Consider the following 16,426-nt stretch of genomic DNA (forward strand, 5'->3'; position numbering starts at 1 on the left):
GTGCACACTCTCGAAGGCCTGACCCGGGACCTGCGCGCGCTGGGCGTCGGTGCGGGCGACGTGCTGCTGGTCCAGGGCTCCCTGAAGGCGGTCGGCCCGGTCGAGGGCGGCGGACGCACCGTGGTCCAGGCGCTGCGGGCGGCGCTGGGCGACGCGGGTACCCTCGTGGCCTACGCGGCGACCCCGGAGAACTCCGTCACCTCCCGGGCGGACCGGCAGCGCACCGAGGGCATGAGCGATGCCGAACGGGCCGCGTACCGCGAGACGATGGAACCCTTCGACCCGCTGACCACCCCCGTGTCGCCCAGCGTGGGGCGGCTGGCCGAGGAGGTCCGGCTGCTGCCGGGCGCCCTGCGCAGCGCGCACCCGCACACCTCCTTCACCGCGTTCGGTCCGGCCGCGCGCTTCGTCACCGACGGCCACGCGCTGGAGAGCCACCTGGGCGAGGACTCGCCCACCGCCCGGCTGTACGACCTGCGGGGCCGGGCCCTGCTCATCGGCGTGGACCTGTGGGTGTGCACGGCCTACCACCTCGCCGACTACCGCGCCGTCCCGCCGCCGGACCGCCCGTACCAGGCCCTGGTGCGCGGCACGGACGGCGGCAAGGAATGGGTGTCCTTCGAGGCGCCCGACATCGACGACCGTCATTTCCCGGCTCTCGTCCCGGTGGTGGCAGGCGGGTGCACGGTGCTGAACGGCCCGTTCGGAGACGCGTCCTGCCATCTCGTGCCCATCGCCGACGCGGTGGATGTCATCGCCAAATGGTTGGTGAAGAACGGGCGTTGACCGTCCGTCCGGAAAATTGATGGTCATGCGGTATTCCGCCGGAGAAACAGCGGTTCCTACACTGAGGTTCCCTCACGAGGGGCGCGGGACGGGGACCTGTAGGTCGGGCGGGGGAGATGGCGCATGGCATTACCCGTGGGGCAGGGAGACGCCTCGGACAAACCCTATTTCTTCCTCAGCTATGCGCACACCCCGAGGAACGACCCCTCGGATCCCGACCCCGACCTGTGGGTCGCCAAGCTCTACAACGACCTGTGCGCGCACATCCTGCAGATGACGACGCTGCCCGCCGGAGTGCGGGCGGGCTTCATGGACCGGGGGATGAACGTCGGCGAGGGGTGGCCGGAATCGCTGGCCGAGGCGCTGGCGCACTGCAGGGTCTTCGTCCCGCTGTACTCCCCGCGCTACTTCCGCAGCCAGCAGTGCGGCAAGGAGTGGTACGCGTTCTCGCAGCGCGCGGTGTACCACCGGGCCGTGCACGAGGGCCCGATATCCGGCATCGTGCCCGCGCTGTGGGTGCCGGTGGCCGCGAACGACATGCCGGGCCCGGCCGAGGGACTGCAGTTCAACCACGCGGACTTCGGTGAGGACTACGCCGCCGAGGGCTTCTACGGACTGATCAAGCTCAGCTACCTCAAGCACGAGTACGAACGGGCCGTCTACCGCCTGGCGCAGCGCATCGTGCAGGTGGTCGAGGAGACCAAGATCGCCAAAGGGCGGCACGTCGACTACCACCACGTCCCCAGCGCCTTCGGCCCCCCGGGGCCCAGCCGGCCGCTGCGCGTGACGGTGCTCGCCTGCTGCAGCTCCGAGGAACTGCCGGAGGGGCGCAGCGGCACCTGCTACGGCCCCTCGCCGCGTGACTGGAACCCGTACCACCCGCAGAGCAGCCGGCCGCTGGCCGACCACGCGGCCGACCTCGCGCGCAACCTCGACTACCGGGTGACGGTGGGGGTGTTCGAGGAGGAGCTGGACCGCCTGCTGGACCCCACGCCCACCTCCCCGGGACTGCTGCTGCTCGACCGCTGGGCGATGGACGCGCCCGACCGGCGGGAGATGCTGACCCGCTTCGGCAGCGGGCACCGGCCCTGGATCAGCGTCCTCGTGCCCTGGAACAGGGCGGACCCGGAGTCCAACGGCCACGAGGAGGGGCTGCGCCGCATCGCCGACGCGGCCCTCGAACCGGGCCGGCCGGACGGACCGACCGGGCTGCGGTTCATCCGCAACAACATCCCGAGCCTCGAGGCCTTCAGCGACGACGTGCCCAAGGCCGTGGGACTCGCCGCCAAGCACTACGCCGCCCACGCCCCGGCGTTCCCGCCGCAGGGGCCGCACAGCGCACGCCCCAGACTGCGTGGTCCGTCCGCCGGAGCGTACGGACCCGAACGCTCCTCCCCGTACGGCCCGTACGACGACCGCGGCACCACGGAACCCGACAAACCGGAGGGCCAGGATGACCGAGAGCCGTAACGGACGTGTGATCACGTTCTACTCGTACAAGGGCGGCACCGGACGGACCATGGCCCTGGCGAACACCGCCTGGATCCTCGCGGCCAACGGCCACCGGGTGCTGACCGTGGACTGGGACCTCGAAGCACCGGGGCTGTTCCGCTTCTTCCACCCCTTCCTGGACTCCTCGGCGCTGGCGGCCACCACCGGCATGATCGACCTGATCACCGAGTATCGGGAGGAGGCGCTGCGCGACGTACCGCGGCCACCCGACTGGCACCGCCAGTTCGCCCGGGTGCGCCCGCACGCCATCTCCCTCAACTGGGGCTTCCCCGAGGGCGGCTCCCTGGACTACCTGTCCGCGGGCCGCCAGGACCGCAACTACTCCACCGCCCTGACCGGCATCGACTGGGACGTCTTCTACGACCGCTTCGGCGGCGGCCAGTTCCTGGACGCCATGCGCGCGGACATGCGGCGGCACTACGACTACGTCCTCATCGACAGCCGTACCGGCCTCAGCGACATCGCCGACATCTGCACCGTGCACATGCCCGACGAGCTGGTGGTCTGCTTCACCCTCAGCGACCAGAGCATCTACGGCGCCGCCGCCGTCGCCCGCGACATCGAGGAGCGGTACAGCGGCCGCGGTATACGGATCTTCCCGGTGCCCATGCGCATCGACGACGGCGAGAAGGAGAAGGCCGACGCCGGACGGGCGCTGGCCCGTGCGCAGTTCGAGGGGCTCCCGGCCGGGCTGGGGGACGAGGAGCGCGTCGCGTACTGGGGGTCGGTGGAGATCCCGTACCGGCCGTTCTACGCCTACGAGGAGATCCTGGCGACGTTCGGGGACGCGCCCGGTCTGTCCAGCTCGATGCTGTCCGCCTGCGAGCGCCTGACCGCCATGGTCTCGGGCGGCGCCGTCACCTCGCTGCCCCCGCTCCCGGAGCCGGAACGGCTGCGCTGGGCGGCGGAGTTCACCAGGCGGCGACCCATCCCGCCGTCCGGTCTGGTGCTGGCGTACGTGCCCGAGGACCGCATGTGGGCGGACTGGATCGAGTGGATCCTCACCCGGGCCGGCTTCCGGGTCGTCCCCTGGGACGTGGAGACCCACGCCGCCCCCGCCGAGCAGCCCGCCGGCGCCGGCGCCGGCTCCCGGACCCTCATCGTGCTCTCCGCCGCCTACCTGCGCTCCCGCCGCGCCATGCGGGTGTGGGAGTCGAACTCCGGCACCGATCCGTCGGGTCAGCAGCACCAACTGCTGCCGATCCGGGTCGGCGACGTTCGTCCCGGCCCGCCGCTGGCCCAGCGCAGCCCGGTGAGCCTGGTCCGGCTCGACCACTCCGCGGCCGCCACCACGCTGCTGCGCGCCCTCGGCCGCGACGACACGGACCTCAACCAGGCGTCGATGGCCAATGGCCCGCGCTACCCCGTCGGCGACCCCAAGGTGTCCAACCTCCGTCCCCGCAACACCTTCTTCACCGGCCGGTCCACCGTCCTTGACCGGCTGCGCGACCGCCTGGGCGGCGGCAATCCCACCGTCCAGCCCTTCCCCCAGACGCTCCACGGGCTGGGCGGCGTCGGCAAGACCCAGGTGGCGCTGGAGTACGCGCACCGCTTCAAGGCCGACTACGACCTCGTGTGGTGGATCGAGGCCGAGCAGGAGGACCGGATCGCGCCCTCCCTCGCGGAGCTCGCCCGCCGTCTGGAGCTGAGGGTCGGCGACAGCGTCTCCGAGGCCGCCGAGGCGGCCCGCGAGGAACTGATGACCGGCACCCGCTTCCCGCGCTGGCTCCTGGTGTTCGACAACGTCGAGGACCCCGAGCGGGTGCGCCGGTACTTCCCCGGAGGGCGCGGCCACATCGTGGTCACCGCCCGGAACAAGCCGCCGACCGGCCCGACCGAGCCCCTGGAGATCGAGGTCTTCAACCGGGCGGAGAGCGTGGAGCACCTGCGCCGCCGGGTCGGCGGCATGAGCCGTGAGGACGCCGCGCAGGTGGCCGAGGCGGTCGGCGACCTGCCGCTGGCGGTCGAGGTGGCCGCCGCGTGGCTCGCCGAGACGGCGACCCCGGTGGACGTCTACGTGCAGCAGCTCAAGGAGCAGACCACCAAGGCGCTGTCGGTCACCACGGCCGCCGGCTACCCGCGGGAGGTCGGGGCGACCTGGAGCATCTCCATCAGCCGGCTGCGCAACCAGTCCAAGGCGGCAGTCCGGCTGCTGGAGCTGTGCGCGTTCTTCGCGGCCGAGCCGATCTCGATGACCCTGATCGAGAGCGACTCCATGATCCAGGCGCTGCTCCCGTACGACCCCCAGCTGCGCGACCGCTACATGCTCGGCAAGGTCATCCAGGCGGTCAACCGCTTCGCGCTGGCGAAGGTCGACCCCGCAGACAGCAGCATCCAGGTGCACCGCCTGGTGCAGGCGGCCGTGCGCTCGGAGATGTCCGACGACGACCAGCAGGAGACGATGCACGAGGTGCACCGCATCCTCGCCGAGGCCCGGCCGCCCGAGGACGCCATCAACGACCCCGCGAACTGGCCCGGGTTCGAGCTGATCTGGCCGCACCTCGCCCCGTCGCAGGCCGAGGACTGCCGCGAGGAGAAACCGCGTCAGCTGCTGGTCAACCGTGTGCGCTACCTGTGGAAGAGCGGCGCGCTGGAGCAGGCCCGGATCCTGGCCGAGCAGCTGCTGCACAACTGGAAGCAGTCCCTGGGCGAGGACGACCTGCAGACCCTCAACCTGCAGTTCGAGCTCGCCAACGTGCTCCGCTCGCAGGGCAGGTACCAGGAGGCCCGGCAGTACGACGAGGACACCCTCGCCCGGCAGACCGCGCTGCTGCCGGCCGGGCACCCGCACACCCTGATCACCGGCGGCAGCCTCGCCGCGGACCTGCGGGCGCTCGGCCGTTTCCAGGAGGCCCGGGAACGCGACGAGCAGATCTACGCGGGCTTCAAGGACATCTTCGGCGAGCAGCATCCGCGTTCGCTCGTCGCGGCCAACAACCTCGCCATCGACTACCGGCTCACCGGGGACTCCGAACTCGCCCGGCGGCTGGACCAGGAGACCGTCGACCGGCGCAGCCCGATGCTCGGCGACCGCCACCCGTACACCCTGTCGACCAAGGCCAACCTCGCCCGCGACCTGCGGGAGATCGGCGACTACACCGGCTCGGTCGCCATGCTCGAAGAGGTGATGGACGTCTTCCAGGACGTCCTCAACCCCGATGTGCCCGAGACGCTGCGCAACGCCAAGAGCCTCGCGGTCTCGCTGCGCAAGGCCGGCCGCGCCGCCGAGTCGATGCGGCTCACCCAGGTGACCTACGACCGCTACCTGGAGCGGTACGGCCCCGACGTGCCCGACACGCTCGCCTGCGCGCTCAACCTCGCCGCCGAGTACTCGGCGGCCGGCGACAAGCAGAAGGCCCGCGACCTGGCCCTGGACGCCCTGTCGTCCTACCGCCGGCTGCTCGGCGACGACCACCCGTTCACCCTGGCCTGCCGCAACAACCTCGCCATCTACCTGCGCGGCAGCGGCGACGCCGCGGAGGCCGTCGCAGTCGGCAACGACACCCTGGCCAGGCTGGAGCGCGCGGTCGGCCCCCGCCACCCGTACACCCTGAACTGCATGATCAACCTGGGCAACGCGCAGGGCGAGCTCGGCGAGACCGACCGCGCGGTGACCCTGCTGGAGACCGCCCTGCGCGGACTCACCGAACGGTACGGCCCCGAGCACCCGGACGCCCTGGCCTGCGAGATCAACCTGGCCTACGCGCTGCGGCAGTCGGGCCGGCACGCCCAGGCGCAGCAGATCCGCGGCAAGGTGCTGCCCGAGTGCGTACGGCTGCTGGGCGAGGAGCACCCCCTCAGCCGGGCCGCCCGCGAGTGGTTCCGGGTCAACCGGGACCTGGAGCCGCAGCCGGTGTGAGCGCGGCGGCGGCGGTCAGGCGGGCATCGAGCGTGCCTGACCGCCTCCGGCGGCAGCCCAGGCCAGTACCCGCGGCAGCACGGACAGGGCCGCGAAGTGCGCGGCCCCCGGCTGGACCACCATGGTCGCGCCGGGGATGTGCTCCGCCAGCCAGCGGGAGTGCGCCACCGGTGAGAACACGTCGGCCTCGCCGTGCCACAGCAGCACCGGCACCCCGATCCGGTCCAGGCCGAACCCCCAGCTCCGGTTGAACGCCAGGGTGTCGTCGATCCAGCCGTCGGCCGAGGTGCGCAGCGCCTCCGCGTAGGTGCGCAGCAGCATCGTGCGCAGGCCCGCGTCCGCGATCACCCGCTGGTCCGGTTCCGGCATCTCCGGCCGGAGCAGGGCGAGCAGACTGGCCGGGTCGTCGCGGATCGTGCGCGAGCGCAGTTCCAGCCGGGCGGCGAGCCGCTTCTGCGCCGCGTCGGCGGTGGCGTGGTCACGGACGTTGGAGCGGGTCATCCCCGCGTACCAGGCGAGCCCCTGGGCGTCCCGGGGCGCGAGCCCGACCAGCACGGCCACCCGGGTCACCCGGTCGGGCAGCAGCGCGGCGCAGGCGAGCGTGTGCGGCCCGCCGCCGGAGCGGCCGACCACCGCGAACTCGTCCAGGCCCAGGGCGTCGGCGATCGCCGCGACGTCGGCGGCGGCGTCCGCGACCCGCCGGCCGGGGTGCCGCTCGGAACCGCCGTACCCGGGCCGGTCGAAGGAGATCATCCGCACCCCCAGCCGGTACAGCACCGCGCTGCGCGGCACCGGCCCGAGCCTGCTGCCGGGAGTGCCGTGCAGCAGGAACACCGGTCTGCCCCGGGGATCGCCCAGGGTCTCCACCGCCAGTGCCCGCCCGTCCCCCGCCCGTACCAACAGCACTCCGAGGGGCCCCCTTTCGTGTGTTCCGCGGTTCGTCCTCACACGCGCATCTCGCGCCTCGCCTGCCAGGTGGTGTGCTCCCGGGACACCGCGTCCTCGGCGTCACGGGTCAGCTGGGACCACAGGTGCTCGGCGTGCGGGTCGTTCAGATCCAGTGCCGTCAACTGGACCCGGATCAGCTCCAGTTCGTCCGCGGCCACCCGGTACGCCGCGGCCAGCGGGCTGTACTGGCGCAGCTGCGACCAGGCCGCGACCGACGCCGTGATGGCCGACACGAAGCCCAGCGTGTCGAAGGGGGACCAGCCGCCGGCCCGCAGGATCAGGAAGAGGACGCCGAGCAGCGGGAACGCCATCGCGAGATGTCCGGCCCGGCGTCCGTTCACCTCGCAGCGGGCCGCCTTCACCCGGTACCACTCGTGCTGGATCCGGATGCGCTCGCGCAGGTACACGTCGTGCCGCACGCGCAGCGGGGCGTCCCGCAGGCGCCGCATGGCCGGGGTGATGCCGGAGTCCACGGGGGAGGGCAGGGCCCTGCTGCGGCGGAAGGTGTGCAGGACGTCGCCGAGCTGCAGCCGGTAGAGCGCATCGGGATCCCGCTCGTCACCGGGCGGGGTGAAGGGGTCGGCCCGTATCGAGTACTTCCAGGCGAGCGTCTTCATGGACTCGGCCAGCGCCCGGCCCTCGTACCAGACCGCCTGCGGGTTCTGGCGGTGGATCACCCAGGTCGTCCACGCGGCGAGCGCGAACAGGACGGCCGCGAGCCACGAGGCCCAGTGCACGCTGCCCGCGGTGGGGTCGAACGAGCTGAAGACGGAGGCCACCGTGAGCAGGCCGAGCTGCTGCCGCGACAGGCGTACGGTCTGCAACTGGCCCCGCAGGGACGCCCGGTCCGCGGTCCAGAACGGTTCCGGGAGCAACTCGTGTTCGGTCACCATCGGCAGCGGCCCCCCGCACTCGCTGAATTCCCGCGTCATCCCAGTATGGGGGCATCGGGGGCGGCGGCCCAGTAGGCGTTCGGCCGAACTGCCGCCGTCCGTACGGGGCTTGCACAGGGGCGTCCGCGGGTGGGGAGCCGGGAGGGGGGAGGCAGGGAGAGGGGCCGGGCCCCGGAGGACGCCCGGCCCCTCTCCCTGCGAAGATCCCGGCTAGGCCGGCCGCAGCCAGACCGTGGCCAGCGGCGGCAGCGTGAGCTGCACGCTCTGCCGGCGACCGTTCCAGCCGACGGGCTCGGACTTCAGCGGCTCCGGGTTGGTGACGTCACCGCCCCCGTACGCCGCGGCGTCGGTGTTGAGCACCTCGCGCAGCGCCTCCACGCCGTCGGGCACGCCGATCCGGTACCCCTGGCGGACCACCGGCGAGAAGTTGCTGACGGCGATCAGCTGGTCCCCGGCCGCGTCGAGGCGGACGAAGGAGAACACGTTGTCCTCGGCCGCGCCGCCGTCGATCCAGGCGAACCCCTCCGGCGAGGTGTCGCGCTGCCACAGCGAGGGCGTGCCCCGGTACACCGTGTTGAGGTCGCGCACCAGGTCGCGCACGCCCCGGTGGTCGCCGGCCGCCGAGTAGGTCTCGTCGAGCAGCCACCAGTCCGGCCCGTGGTCGTGCGACCACTCGGCGCCCTGCGCGAACTCCTGGCCCATGAACAGCAGCTGCTTGCCCGGGTGGGCCCACATGAAGCCCAGGTACGCGCGGTGGGTGGCGCGCTGCTGCCACCAGTCGCCGGGCATCCTGTTCACCAGCGAGCCCTTGCCGTGCACCACCTCGTCGTGCGAGATCGGCAGCACGTAGTTCTCGCTGTAGGCGTACACCATCGAGAACGTCATCTCGTTGTGGTGGTACTTGCGGTGCACCGGCTCGTGCTTGATGTACTCCAGCGAGTCGTGCATCCAGCCCATGTTCCACTTCAGGCCGAAGCCCAGCCCGCCGAAGCCGGTGGGGCCGACCTCGTGGGTGGCGCGGGTGACGCCGTCCCAGGCGGTGGACTCCTCGGCGATGGTGACCACGCCGGGGCAGCGGCGGTAGACGGTGGCGTTCATCTCCTGGAGGAAGGCGACCGCGTCCAGGTCCTCCCGGCCGCCGTACACGTTCGGGGCCCAGTCGCCGTCCTCGCGCGAGTAGTCCAGGTAGAGCATCGAGGCGACGGCGTCCACGCGCAGGCCGTCGATGTGGAACTCCTCGCACCAGTAGACCGCGTTGGCGACGAGGAAGTTGCGGACCTCGGTGCGGCCGAAGTCGAACTCCAGGGTCCCCCAGTCCGGGTGCTCGCCCCGCCAGGCGTGCTCGTAGACGTTCGCGCCGTCGAACTGCGCCAGCGCCCACTCGTCCTTCGGGAAGTGGGCCGGCACCCAGTCCATGATCACGCCGATGCCCGCCCGGTGCAGGGCGTCCACCAGGTGCTTGAAGTCGTCGGGTGTGCCCATCCGGGCGGTGGGGGCGTAGTACGAGGTGACCTGGTAGCCCCAGGAGCCGCCGAAGGGGTGCTCGGCGACGGGCATCAGTTCCACGTGCGTGAAGCCGAGGTCGCGTACGTAGGCCGGCAGCTGCTCGGCGAGCTCGCGGTACGACAGTCCCGGCCGCCAGGAGCCCAGGTGCACCTCGTACACCGAGAACGGCGCCTCGTGCACGGGCACGTCGCCGCGCCGGGTCATCCACTCGGTGTCCTGCCACTCGTGGTGGGAGGCGGTGACCACGGAGGCCGTCGCGGGCGGCGTCTCGGTGCGGCGGGCCATCGGATCGGCCTTGAGCCGGTGCGCGCCGTCCGGGCCGCAGATGTCGAACTTGTAGCGCTGCCCCTCGCCGACCCCGGGCAGGAACAGCTCCCAGACCCCGGTGGAGCCCAGCGAGCGCATCGGGAAGGCCGTGCCGTCCCAGTAGTCGAAGTCGCCGACCACGCGTACACCGCGGGCGTTCGGTGCCCAGACGGTGAAGCGGGTGCCCTGCACTCCGTCGTGGGCCATCGGCTCGGCGCCGAGCGCCTTCCACAGCTGCTCGTGCCGTCCCTCGCCGATCAGGTGCAGGTCGAACTCGCCGAGCGTGGGCAGGAAGCGGTAGGGGTCGTGGACCTCCTGCTCCTGGCCGTCGTACGTCACGAGCAGCCGGTGGACCGGCAGCTCCGTCAGCGGGAGCACGCCGGCGAACAGCCCGTCGCCCTCGTCCCGCAGTGCCGTCCGCGTCCCGTCCCCGGTGAGGACCGCCACCGCCTGCGCGTAGGGGCGCAGGGCGCGCACCAGCACGCCGTCCGCCACCGGGTGGGCGCCCAGCAGCCCGTGCGGGTCGTGGTGGGACCCGTCGAGCAGCCGCCACCGCTCATCGGCGTGGAGTGCCGGGGCGGGACGTACGTCGGAGGGGGTCGCGGCCGACGCCGGGCGGGTCACCTCGGGTCCGGGCGGCGGCGCCTGGTGGCCGACAGCGACGGTGCCGGGCACCGCGACGGGGACCGTGTGGGGCGCGCTGCCGGAGGCCGGCGGCCGGTCGGAGCCGGCGGGGTCGTAACCGCGCGCGACGGCCTCGGAGGTGCGCGCGTCGGAGGCGGCGGCCTCGGACGGACGCTCGGCGCTGCGACGGGAGTTCGCCGACCCGGCGGCATCCGCGGACCGCGCCGTCCGGCCGGACGGCGCGGCCTGACCGGTCTTCGGGGAGTTCGCCCCGCGGGCCTGCTTGGCCCCCGCGGACTTCGGCCGGCGCGCGGACGGGGCCGGCGGCGCCGCGGCGGGCGGTGGCACTGAACCCTCGGGCCCGCCGCCGGGCACGGAACGCGCGGCGCGGGACGGCCCGTTCCCGCCGGGGCCGGGGGTGCCGGGGTCGGCATCGGGGAACGGCTGACGATCGGTCACGATCAGGTCCTCCTCGGTAGGGCGCGGGGTGCCCGGTCAGGGGGTGGCGCCACGGAGCGGCTGCGCGAGGCGCCGCACGGCGGCCATGGGGATGGGGAGCCAGGCGGGCCGGTGCCTGGCCTCGTAGAGCACTTCGTAGACGGCCTTGTCGGTCTCGTAGGCGCGTATGACGACGGGCTCGTCCCGGGGATCGGTCCCGGCGGCCTCCGCGTATCCCGCGCAGAAGGCGGCCCGCTGGGTCTCGGCCCACTCGGGCGCGCCGGGGGCGGCGGGATCGTGGTGCCGGGCCGCGTAGTCGAACGACCGCAGCATTCCGGCCACGTCCTGCACCGGCGGCGCGGGGCGGCGGCGTTCGGGGAGCGGCCGTGCGGGCTCCCCCTCGAAGTCGATGAGCACCCAGCCCTGCTCCTGGGTCAACAGGGCCTGCCCCAGGTGCAGGTCGCCGTGGATCCGCTGGGCCGCCAGCTCCGTGCCCTGCTCGCCGAGCACCGCCAGGTCCTCGAAGGCGGCGCGCAGCCGGGATCGGTACGGCCGGAGCGCGGGTACGGCGGACGCCACGGCGTCCAGCCGGTCGGCCATCGCGCCGGCGATCACCTCGATCTGCGGCCGGCGCAGGGTGCTGGTGGGCAGGGCCCGCGCCAGCGCGAGATGCACTTCGGCGGTCGCGCGCCCCAGCGCGTGCGCGTCGCCGGAGAAGTCGGTGTCCTTCTCGACCGCCTCCAGTGCCAGTTCCCAGGCGCCGGCCGAGCCGGGCAGGTAGCGCTGCAGCACGCCCAGGGTGGCGGGCTCGTCGTACAGGCCCACCGCCTCGAACCACGCGGCGGGCGCGGCGATGCGTCGCGACCCGGCGCGGGCCAGGGCGAGCGACAGCTCCAGGTCAGGGTTGGGGCCGGGCGCGACCCGCCGGAAGAACTTCAGGATGTGGCTGTCGCCGTAGATGACCGAGCTGTTGGACTGCTCTGCGGTGGACAGCCGCGGTGCCAGGCCGGCCGGGATCGCCGCGTCCGGCTCGGCCCCGAACAGCAGATGACCGGTGCGGCCGGGGGCGCGCAGCCGCTCGAGCAACAGGGAGGTCAGCCGGGGGTCGTGCAGCGCCTCGTAGATGGTGAGGCCGTCCAGCGGGCCGCCGACCGCGTGCCCGACGAGGGCATGCGCGAGCGCCGGCGGCAGCAGGGCCCGGGAGCCCAGCAGCAACTGGTAGGTGTCGGGCTGCCCGTGGCCGCGGCCTTGCGGACCGTCCTGATGGACGTCGAGCAGCAGATGGAGCAGCCCAGGGGTGCCGAGCCGGCCGTCCGCCGGCAGCAGCTCGGTCGCCGAGACCAGGCCGAACGCGGTGATCGGCCGCCCTTTCCCGGCGAACCACCGCTGCCGGGGCAGCCATTCACGCAGCAAGGGGCCGAGAGTGGAGAGCAGCCCTGGGGCCGGGGGCACGGTGGTGCCGGCGGGGGCTGCGGAGGAGCGAAGCCACGAGGTGTCCGACATGACGTCCTTTCCTCGGGTGCCGGGCCTGCTGGTTCCCTAAGTGAAGGGGTGCGCTGCGGCGACTGTCCGACTCACGGGACGTGTCGGACGAATATCATCCGAGCTGGTGATGCAATTGGCGTACTGGCCTACAAGCGGCCAAGCGCCCGACGGGCATCCGATATGACGCTGGATTCAGCAGGGGGAGCCTGCCCCGGCGGTCCGGTGCGAAACCGCACCGGACCACCGGGTCGCCGCCACCGGCGGGCCGGCTAGGCCACGTCGCGACGCAGCCGGAACCAGTAGAAGCCGTGACCGGCGAGAGTGAGCAGGTAGGGCAGCTCCCCGATGGCCGGGAAGCGGACCCCACCGATGAGCTCGACCGGGTGACGGCCGGCGAAGGACCGCAGATCGAGCTCGGTGGGCTGGGCGAAGCGCGAGAAGTTGTTCACGCACAGGACGAGGTCGTCGCCCTTGCCGTCCATCGACGGCGCCTCGCGCAGGAAGGCCAGTACGGCCGGGTTGCTGGACGGCAGCTCGGTGTACGAGCCGAGTCCGAAGGCATGGTTCTGCTTGCGGATCTCGACCATCCGGCGGGTCCAGTGCAGCAGCGAGCTCGGGGAGCTCATCTGGGCCTCGACGTTGGTGACTTGATAGCCGTAGACCGGGTCCATGATGGTCGGCAGGTACAGCCGCCCCGGATCGCACGAGGAGAAGCCCGCGTTGCGGTCCGGCGTCCACTGCATCGGGGTGCGCACCGCGTCGCGGTCACCGAGCCAGATGTTGTCGCCCATGCCGATCTCGTCGCCGTAGTAGAGGATCGGCGAGCCGGGCAGGGAGAGCAGCAGCGCGGTGAAGAGCTCGATCTGGTTGCGGTCGTTGTCCAGCAGCGGGGACAGCCGCCGCCGGATCCCGATGTTGGCCCGCATCCGCGGGTCCTTGGCGTACTCCGCGTACATGTAGTCGCGCTCTTCGTCCGTCACCATCTCGAGCGTCAGCTCGTCGTGGTTGCGCAGGAAGATGCCCCACTGGCAGTTCTTGGGGATGGCCGGAGTCTTGGCCAGGATCTCCGAGACCGGGTAGCGCGACTCCCGGCGCACCGCCATGAAGATGCGCGGCATGACCGGGAAGTGGAACGCCATGTGGCACTCGTCGCCGCCCTTGGCGTAGTCGCCGAAGTAGTCGACGACGTCCTCGGGCCACTGGTTGGCCTCGGCGAGCAGCACGGTGTCCGGGTAGTGGGCGTCGATCTCCTCGCGGACCATGCGCAGGAAGCCGTGGGTGCGCGGCAGGTTCTCGCAGTTGGTGCCCTCCTCCTGGTAGAGGTACGGCACCGCGTCCAGCCGGAACCCGTCGATGCCGAGGTCGAGCCAGAAGCGCAGGGCGGCGAGGATCTCCTCCTGGACCTTCGGGTTCTCGTAGTTGAGATCCGGCTGGTGGGAGAAGAAGCGGTGCCAGTAGTACTGCTTGCGCACCGGGTCGAACGTCCAGTTGGAGCTCTCGGTGTCGACGAAGATGATCCGGGCTTCCGGGTACTGCTTGTCGTCGTCCGCCCAGACGTAGTAGTCGCCGTAGGGTCCGTCGGGATCGCTGCGGGACTGCTGGAACCACTCGTGCTGGTCGCTGGTGTGGTTCACGACGAAGTCGATGATCACCCGCATCCCGCGCTGGTGCGCGGCGTCCACGAACTCCACGAAGTCGGCCAGGTCGCCGAACTCCGGTAGCACCGCGGTGTAGTCCGAGACGTCGTAGCCGCCGTCACGCAGCGGTGACGCGAAGAACGGCGGCAGCCACAGGCAGTCGACGCCCAGCCACTGCAAATAGTCCAGCTTGGCGGTGAGCCCCTTGAGGTCGCCGACCCCGTCGCCGTTGCTGTCCTGGAATGACCGTACGAGTACCTCGTAGAAGACCGCCCGTTTGAACCAATCGGGATCCCGGTCTTTGGCCGGGGTGTCTTCGAACGTGTCAGGTACGGGTTCGTTGACGATCAAGTGGGTGACCCTCCTGTCGATGGAGTAGGTCGCAGGGTGAAGATGTGCGCGGGCACGCGGCCCGGCTCGAGGCGCACATAGTTGTTCCTGCCCCAGTGGTAGGTCTCGCCGGTGAGCTCGTCGCGCACCGGGGTGGACTCGTGCCATGCGAGGCCGAGTTCCGGCATGTTCAACGAGACGGTCGCCTCCTGGGTGTGGTGCGGGTCCAGGTTGACGACCACCAGTACGACGTCACCGCCGTCGCCCGAGCGCTTCGAGTACGCCAGCACCGCGTCGTTGTTCACGTGGTGGAAGCGCAGGTCTCGCAGCTGCTGGAGCGCGGGGTGCCGGCGCCGCAGCCGGTTGAGCGCGGTGAGCAGCGGCGCGAGGGAACGGCCCTCGGCCTCGGCTGCCGCCCAGTCACGGGGCCTCAGCTCGTACTTCTCCGAGTGTAGGTACTCTTCACTGCCCTCGCGCACCGGCACGTTCTCGCAGAGCTCGTATCCGGCGTAGACCCCCCATGTGGGCGAAAGCGTCGCCGCCAGCACCGCGCGCACCTCGAAGGCCGCGCGTCCCCCCTGTTGCAGGTACGCATGCAGGATGTCGGGGGTGTTGACGAAGAAGTTCGGGCGCATGTAGCTCGCCGCGTCCCCACTGAGCTCCGTCAGATAGTCGACCAGTTCCTGTTTCTCATTACGCCAGGTGAAGTACGTGTACGACTGCTGAAAGCCGATCCGGGCCAGGGTGTGCATCATCGCCGGGCGGGTGAACGCCTCGGCCAGGAAGACGACGTCGGGGTCGGTGCGGTTGATGTGCGCGATGACCTTCTCCCAGAAGACCACCGGCTTGGTGTGCGGGTTGTCCACCCGGAAGATCCGCACCCCGTGGTCCATCCAGTGCCGCAGCACCCGTTCGGTCTCCCGGACCAGCCCGCCCATGTCGGAGTCGAAGGCGATCGGGTAGATGTCCTGGTACTTCTTCGGCGGGTTCTCGGCGTACGCGATCGAGCCGTCCGGCCGGTGGGCGAACCACTCCGGGTACTTCTCCACCCACGGGTGCTCGGGGGAGCACTGCAGGGCGAAGTCCAGGGCGATTTCCAGCCGCAGTTCCCGGGCCCGCTCGACGAAGAAGTCGAAGTCCTCCAGGGTGCCGAGGTCCGGGTGGACCGCGTCGTGACCGCCTTCGGGGGAGCCGATCGCCCAGGGCGAGCCGACGTCGTGCGGACCTGCCGTCAGGGAGTTGTTCGGCCCCTTCCGGAAGGCCGAGCCGATCGGGTGAATGGGCGGCAGATAGACCACGTCGAAGCCCATGGCGGCGATCGCCGGCAGCCGGTCGGCCGCCGTGCGGAAGGTGCCGGACCGCGGGGGGTGCTTCCCGGACGGGTCCACCACCGCGCCCTCGGAGCGGGGGAACATCTCGTACCAGGAGCCGAACAGCGCCCGCTGCCGCTCGACCTGGAGCGCCGCCGGTCGCGAGGCGCTGACCAGTTCGCGCAGCGGATGGCGGTCCAGCACGGCCACCACGTCGGGGGCCAGCGCCGCGGCGTGCCGGGCCGCCGGGGGCCGGCTCTCGTCGCGCAGCGCGTCGACGGCGGCGAGCACGACGGCCCTGCCGTCCTTCTTGGGGACCTTGGCCGCGGCGCGCTCGTGCAGGGCGGCGCCGTCGGCGAGGACCAGTTCGGTGTCGATGCCGGCGGGGATCTTGATGCCCGCGTGGTGCCGCCAGGTGGCCACCGGATCGCTCCAGGCCTCCACCGTGTACGTCCAGCGGCCCTCGGCGGTCGGGGTCACTTCGGCGCCCCACCGGTCGGTGCCGGGGGCGAGTTCGCGCATCGGGGACCATGGGCCGCTGCGGCCCGAGGGGTCCTTCAGGACCACATTGGCCCCGACGGCGTCATGTCCTTCACGGAACACCGTCGCCGTCACCTGGAAGGTCTCGCCGGCCACCGCCTTCGCGGGGCGGCGGCCGCAGTCGACCAGCGGGCGGACGTCCAGGACGGGGATACGACCGATCATTGCGCCTCACCTGTTCGAGCTGGTGGCCGGGCGGGTGACGTGCACTCTTTTTATCTGCTCCTTCGGTTGGCTGCCTGGGGGCATGAC

Annotated in this window: 9 protein-coding genes; 3 read left to right on the forward strand and 6 right to left on the reverse strand. The window is 71.8% G+C overall.

All coding sequences use genetic code 11. The features are described 5' to 3' along the window. The 3 genes from ACFYXS_RS08470 to fxsT all read left to right on the forward strand — a co-directional run bounded on the left by ACFYXS_RS08470 (nucleotide 1) and on the right by fxsT (nucleotide 6,157). Complete coding sequence (locus ACFYXS_RS08470) at nucleotides 1-786, forward strand: aminoglycoside N(3)-acetyltransferase (protein ID WP_389245275.1); 786 nt, start codon at nucleotides 1-3, stop codon at nucleotides 784-786. A 123-nt stretch (nucleotides 787-909) separates the two neighbouring features. Further along, a complete protein-coding gene (locus ACFYXS_RS08475) occupies nucleotides 910-2,256 on the forward strand; it encodes a TIR-like protein FxsC (RefSeq protein WP_389245277.1) in 1,347 nt (448 codons plus the stop codon). Then, nucleotides 2,240-6,157, forward strand: a complete 3,918-nt coding sequence (gene fxsT / locus ACFYXS_RS08480; protein WP_389245279.1) for an FxSxx-COOH system tetratricopeptide repeat protein — start codon at nucleotides 2,240-2,242, stop codon at nucleotides 6,155-6,157. The genes ACFYXS_RS08475 and fxsT overlap by 17 nt, the downstream gene beginning before the upstream one ends. A 15-nt stretch (nucleotides 6,158-6,172) precedes the next feature. Here the strand turns inward: fxsT and ACFYXS_RS08485 are convergent, their stop codons facing one another. The 6 genes from ACFYXS_RS08485 to ACFYXS_RS08510 form a co-directional block, all read right to left on the reverse strand. Continuing rightward, a complete protein-coding gene (locus ACFYXS_RS08485) occupies nucleotides 6,173-7,063 on the reverse strand; it encodes an alpha/beta fold hydrolase (RefSeq protein WP_389245282.1) in 891 nt (296 codons plus the stop codon). 38 nt (nucleotides 7,064-7,101) lie between these two features. Continuing rightward, nucleotides 7,102-8,037, reverse strand: a complete 936-nt coding sequence (locus ACFYXS_RS08490; protein ID WP_389245284.1) for a DUF4231 domain-containing protein — start codon at nucleotides 8,035-8,037, stop codon at nucleotides 7,102-7,104. Between the two features lie 171 nt (nucleotides 8,038-8,208). Further along, entirely contained in the window at nucleotides 8,209-10,893 is a 2,685-nt protein-coding gene (gene glgB / locus ACFYXS_RS08495) for a 1,4-alpha-glucan branching enzyme (RefSeq protein WP_389245286.1), read from the reverse strand. A gap of 36 nt (nucleotides 10,894-10,929) precedes the next feature. Next, nucleotides 10,930-12,375, reverse strand: a complete 1,446-nt coding sequence (locus ACFYXS_RS08500) for a maltokinase (RefSeq protein ID WP_389245288.1) — start codon at nucleotides 12,373-12,375, stop codon at nucleotides 10,930-10,932. Between the two features lie 251 nt (nucleotides 12,376-12,626). Further along, complete coding sequence (gene treS, locus ACFYXS_RS08505; RefSeq protein ID WP_389245289.1) at nucleotides 12,627-14,345, reverse strand: maltose alpha-D-glucosyltransferase; 1,719 nt, start codon at nucleotides 14,343-14,345, stop codon at nucleotides 12,627-12,629. Then, complete coding sequence (locus ACFYXS_RS08510) at nucleotides 14,342-16,339, reverse strand: alpha-1,4-glucan--maltose-1-phosphate maltosyltransferase (protein ID WP_389245291.1); 1,998 nt, start codon at nucleotides 16,337-16,339, stop codon at nucleotides 14,342-14,344. The genes treS and ACFYXS_RS08510 overlap by 4 nt, the downstream gene beginning before the upstream one ends. Nucleotides 16,340-16,426: the final 87 nt, after the last annotated feature.

The sequence above is a fragment of the Streptomyces sp. NPDC002574 genome (assembly GCF_042889545.1).
Classification (GTDB): Bacteria; Actinomycetota; Actinomycetes; order Streptomycetales; family Streptomycetaceae; genus Actinacidiphila.

What these genes read in the sequence shown, in the direction of transcription:
- ACFYXS_RS08475 (WP_389245277.1), top strand. Translation starts at nt 910, where the DNA reads ATGGCATTACCCGTGGGGCAGGGAGACGCCTCGGACAAACCCTATTTC.
- fxsT (WP_389245279.1), top strand. Translation starts at nt 2,240, where the DNA reads ATGACCGAGAGCCGTAACGGACGTGTGATCACGTTCTACTCGTACAAG.
- ACFYXS_RS08490 (WP_389245284.1), bottom strand. Translation starts at nt 8,037, where the DNA reads ATGACGCGGGAATTCAGCGAGTGCGGGGGGCCGCTGCCGATGGTGACC.
- ACFYXS_RS08500 (WP_389245288.1), bottom strand. Translation starts at nt 12,375, where the DNA reads ATGTCGGACACCTCGTGGCTTCGCTCCTCCGCAGCCCCCGCCGGCACC.
- ACFYXS_RS08510 (WP_389245291.1), bottom strand. Translation starts at nt 16,339, where the DNA reads ATGATCGGTCGTATCCCCGTCCTGGACGTCCGCCCGCTGGTCGACTGC.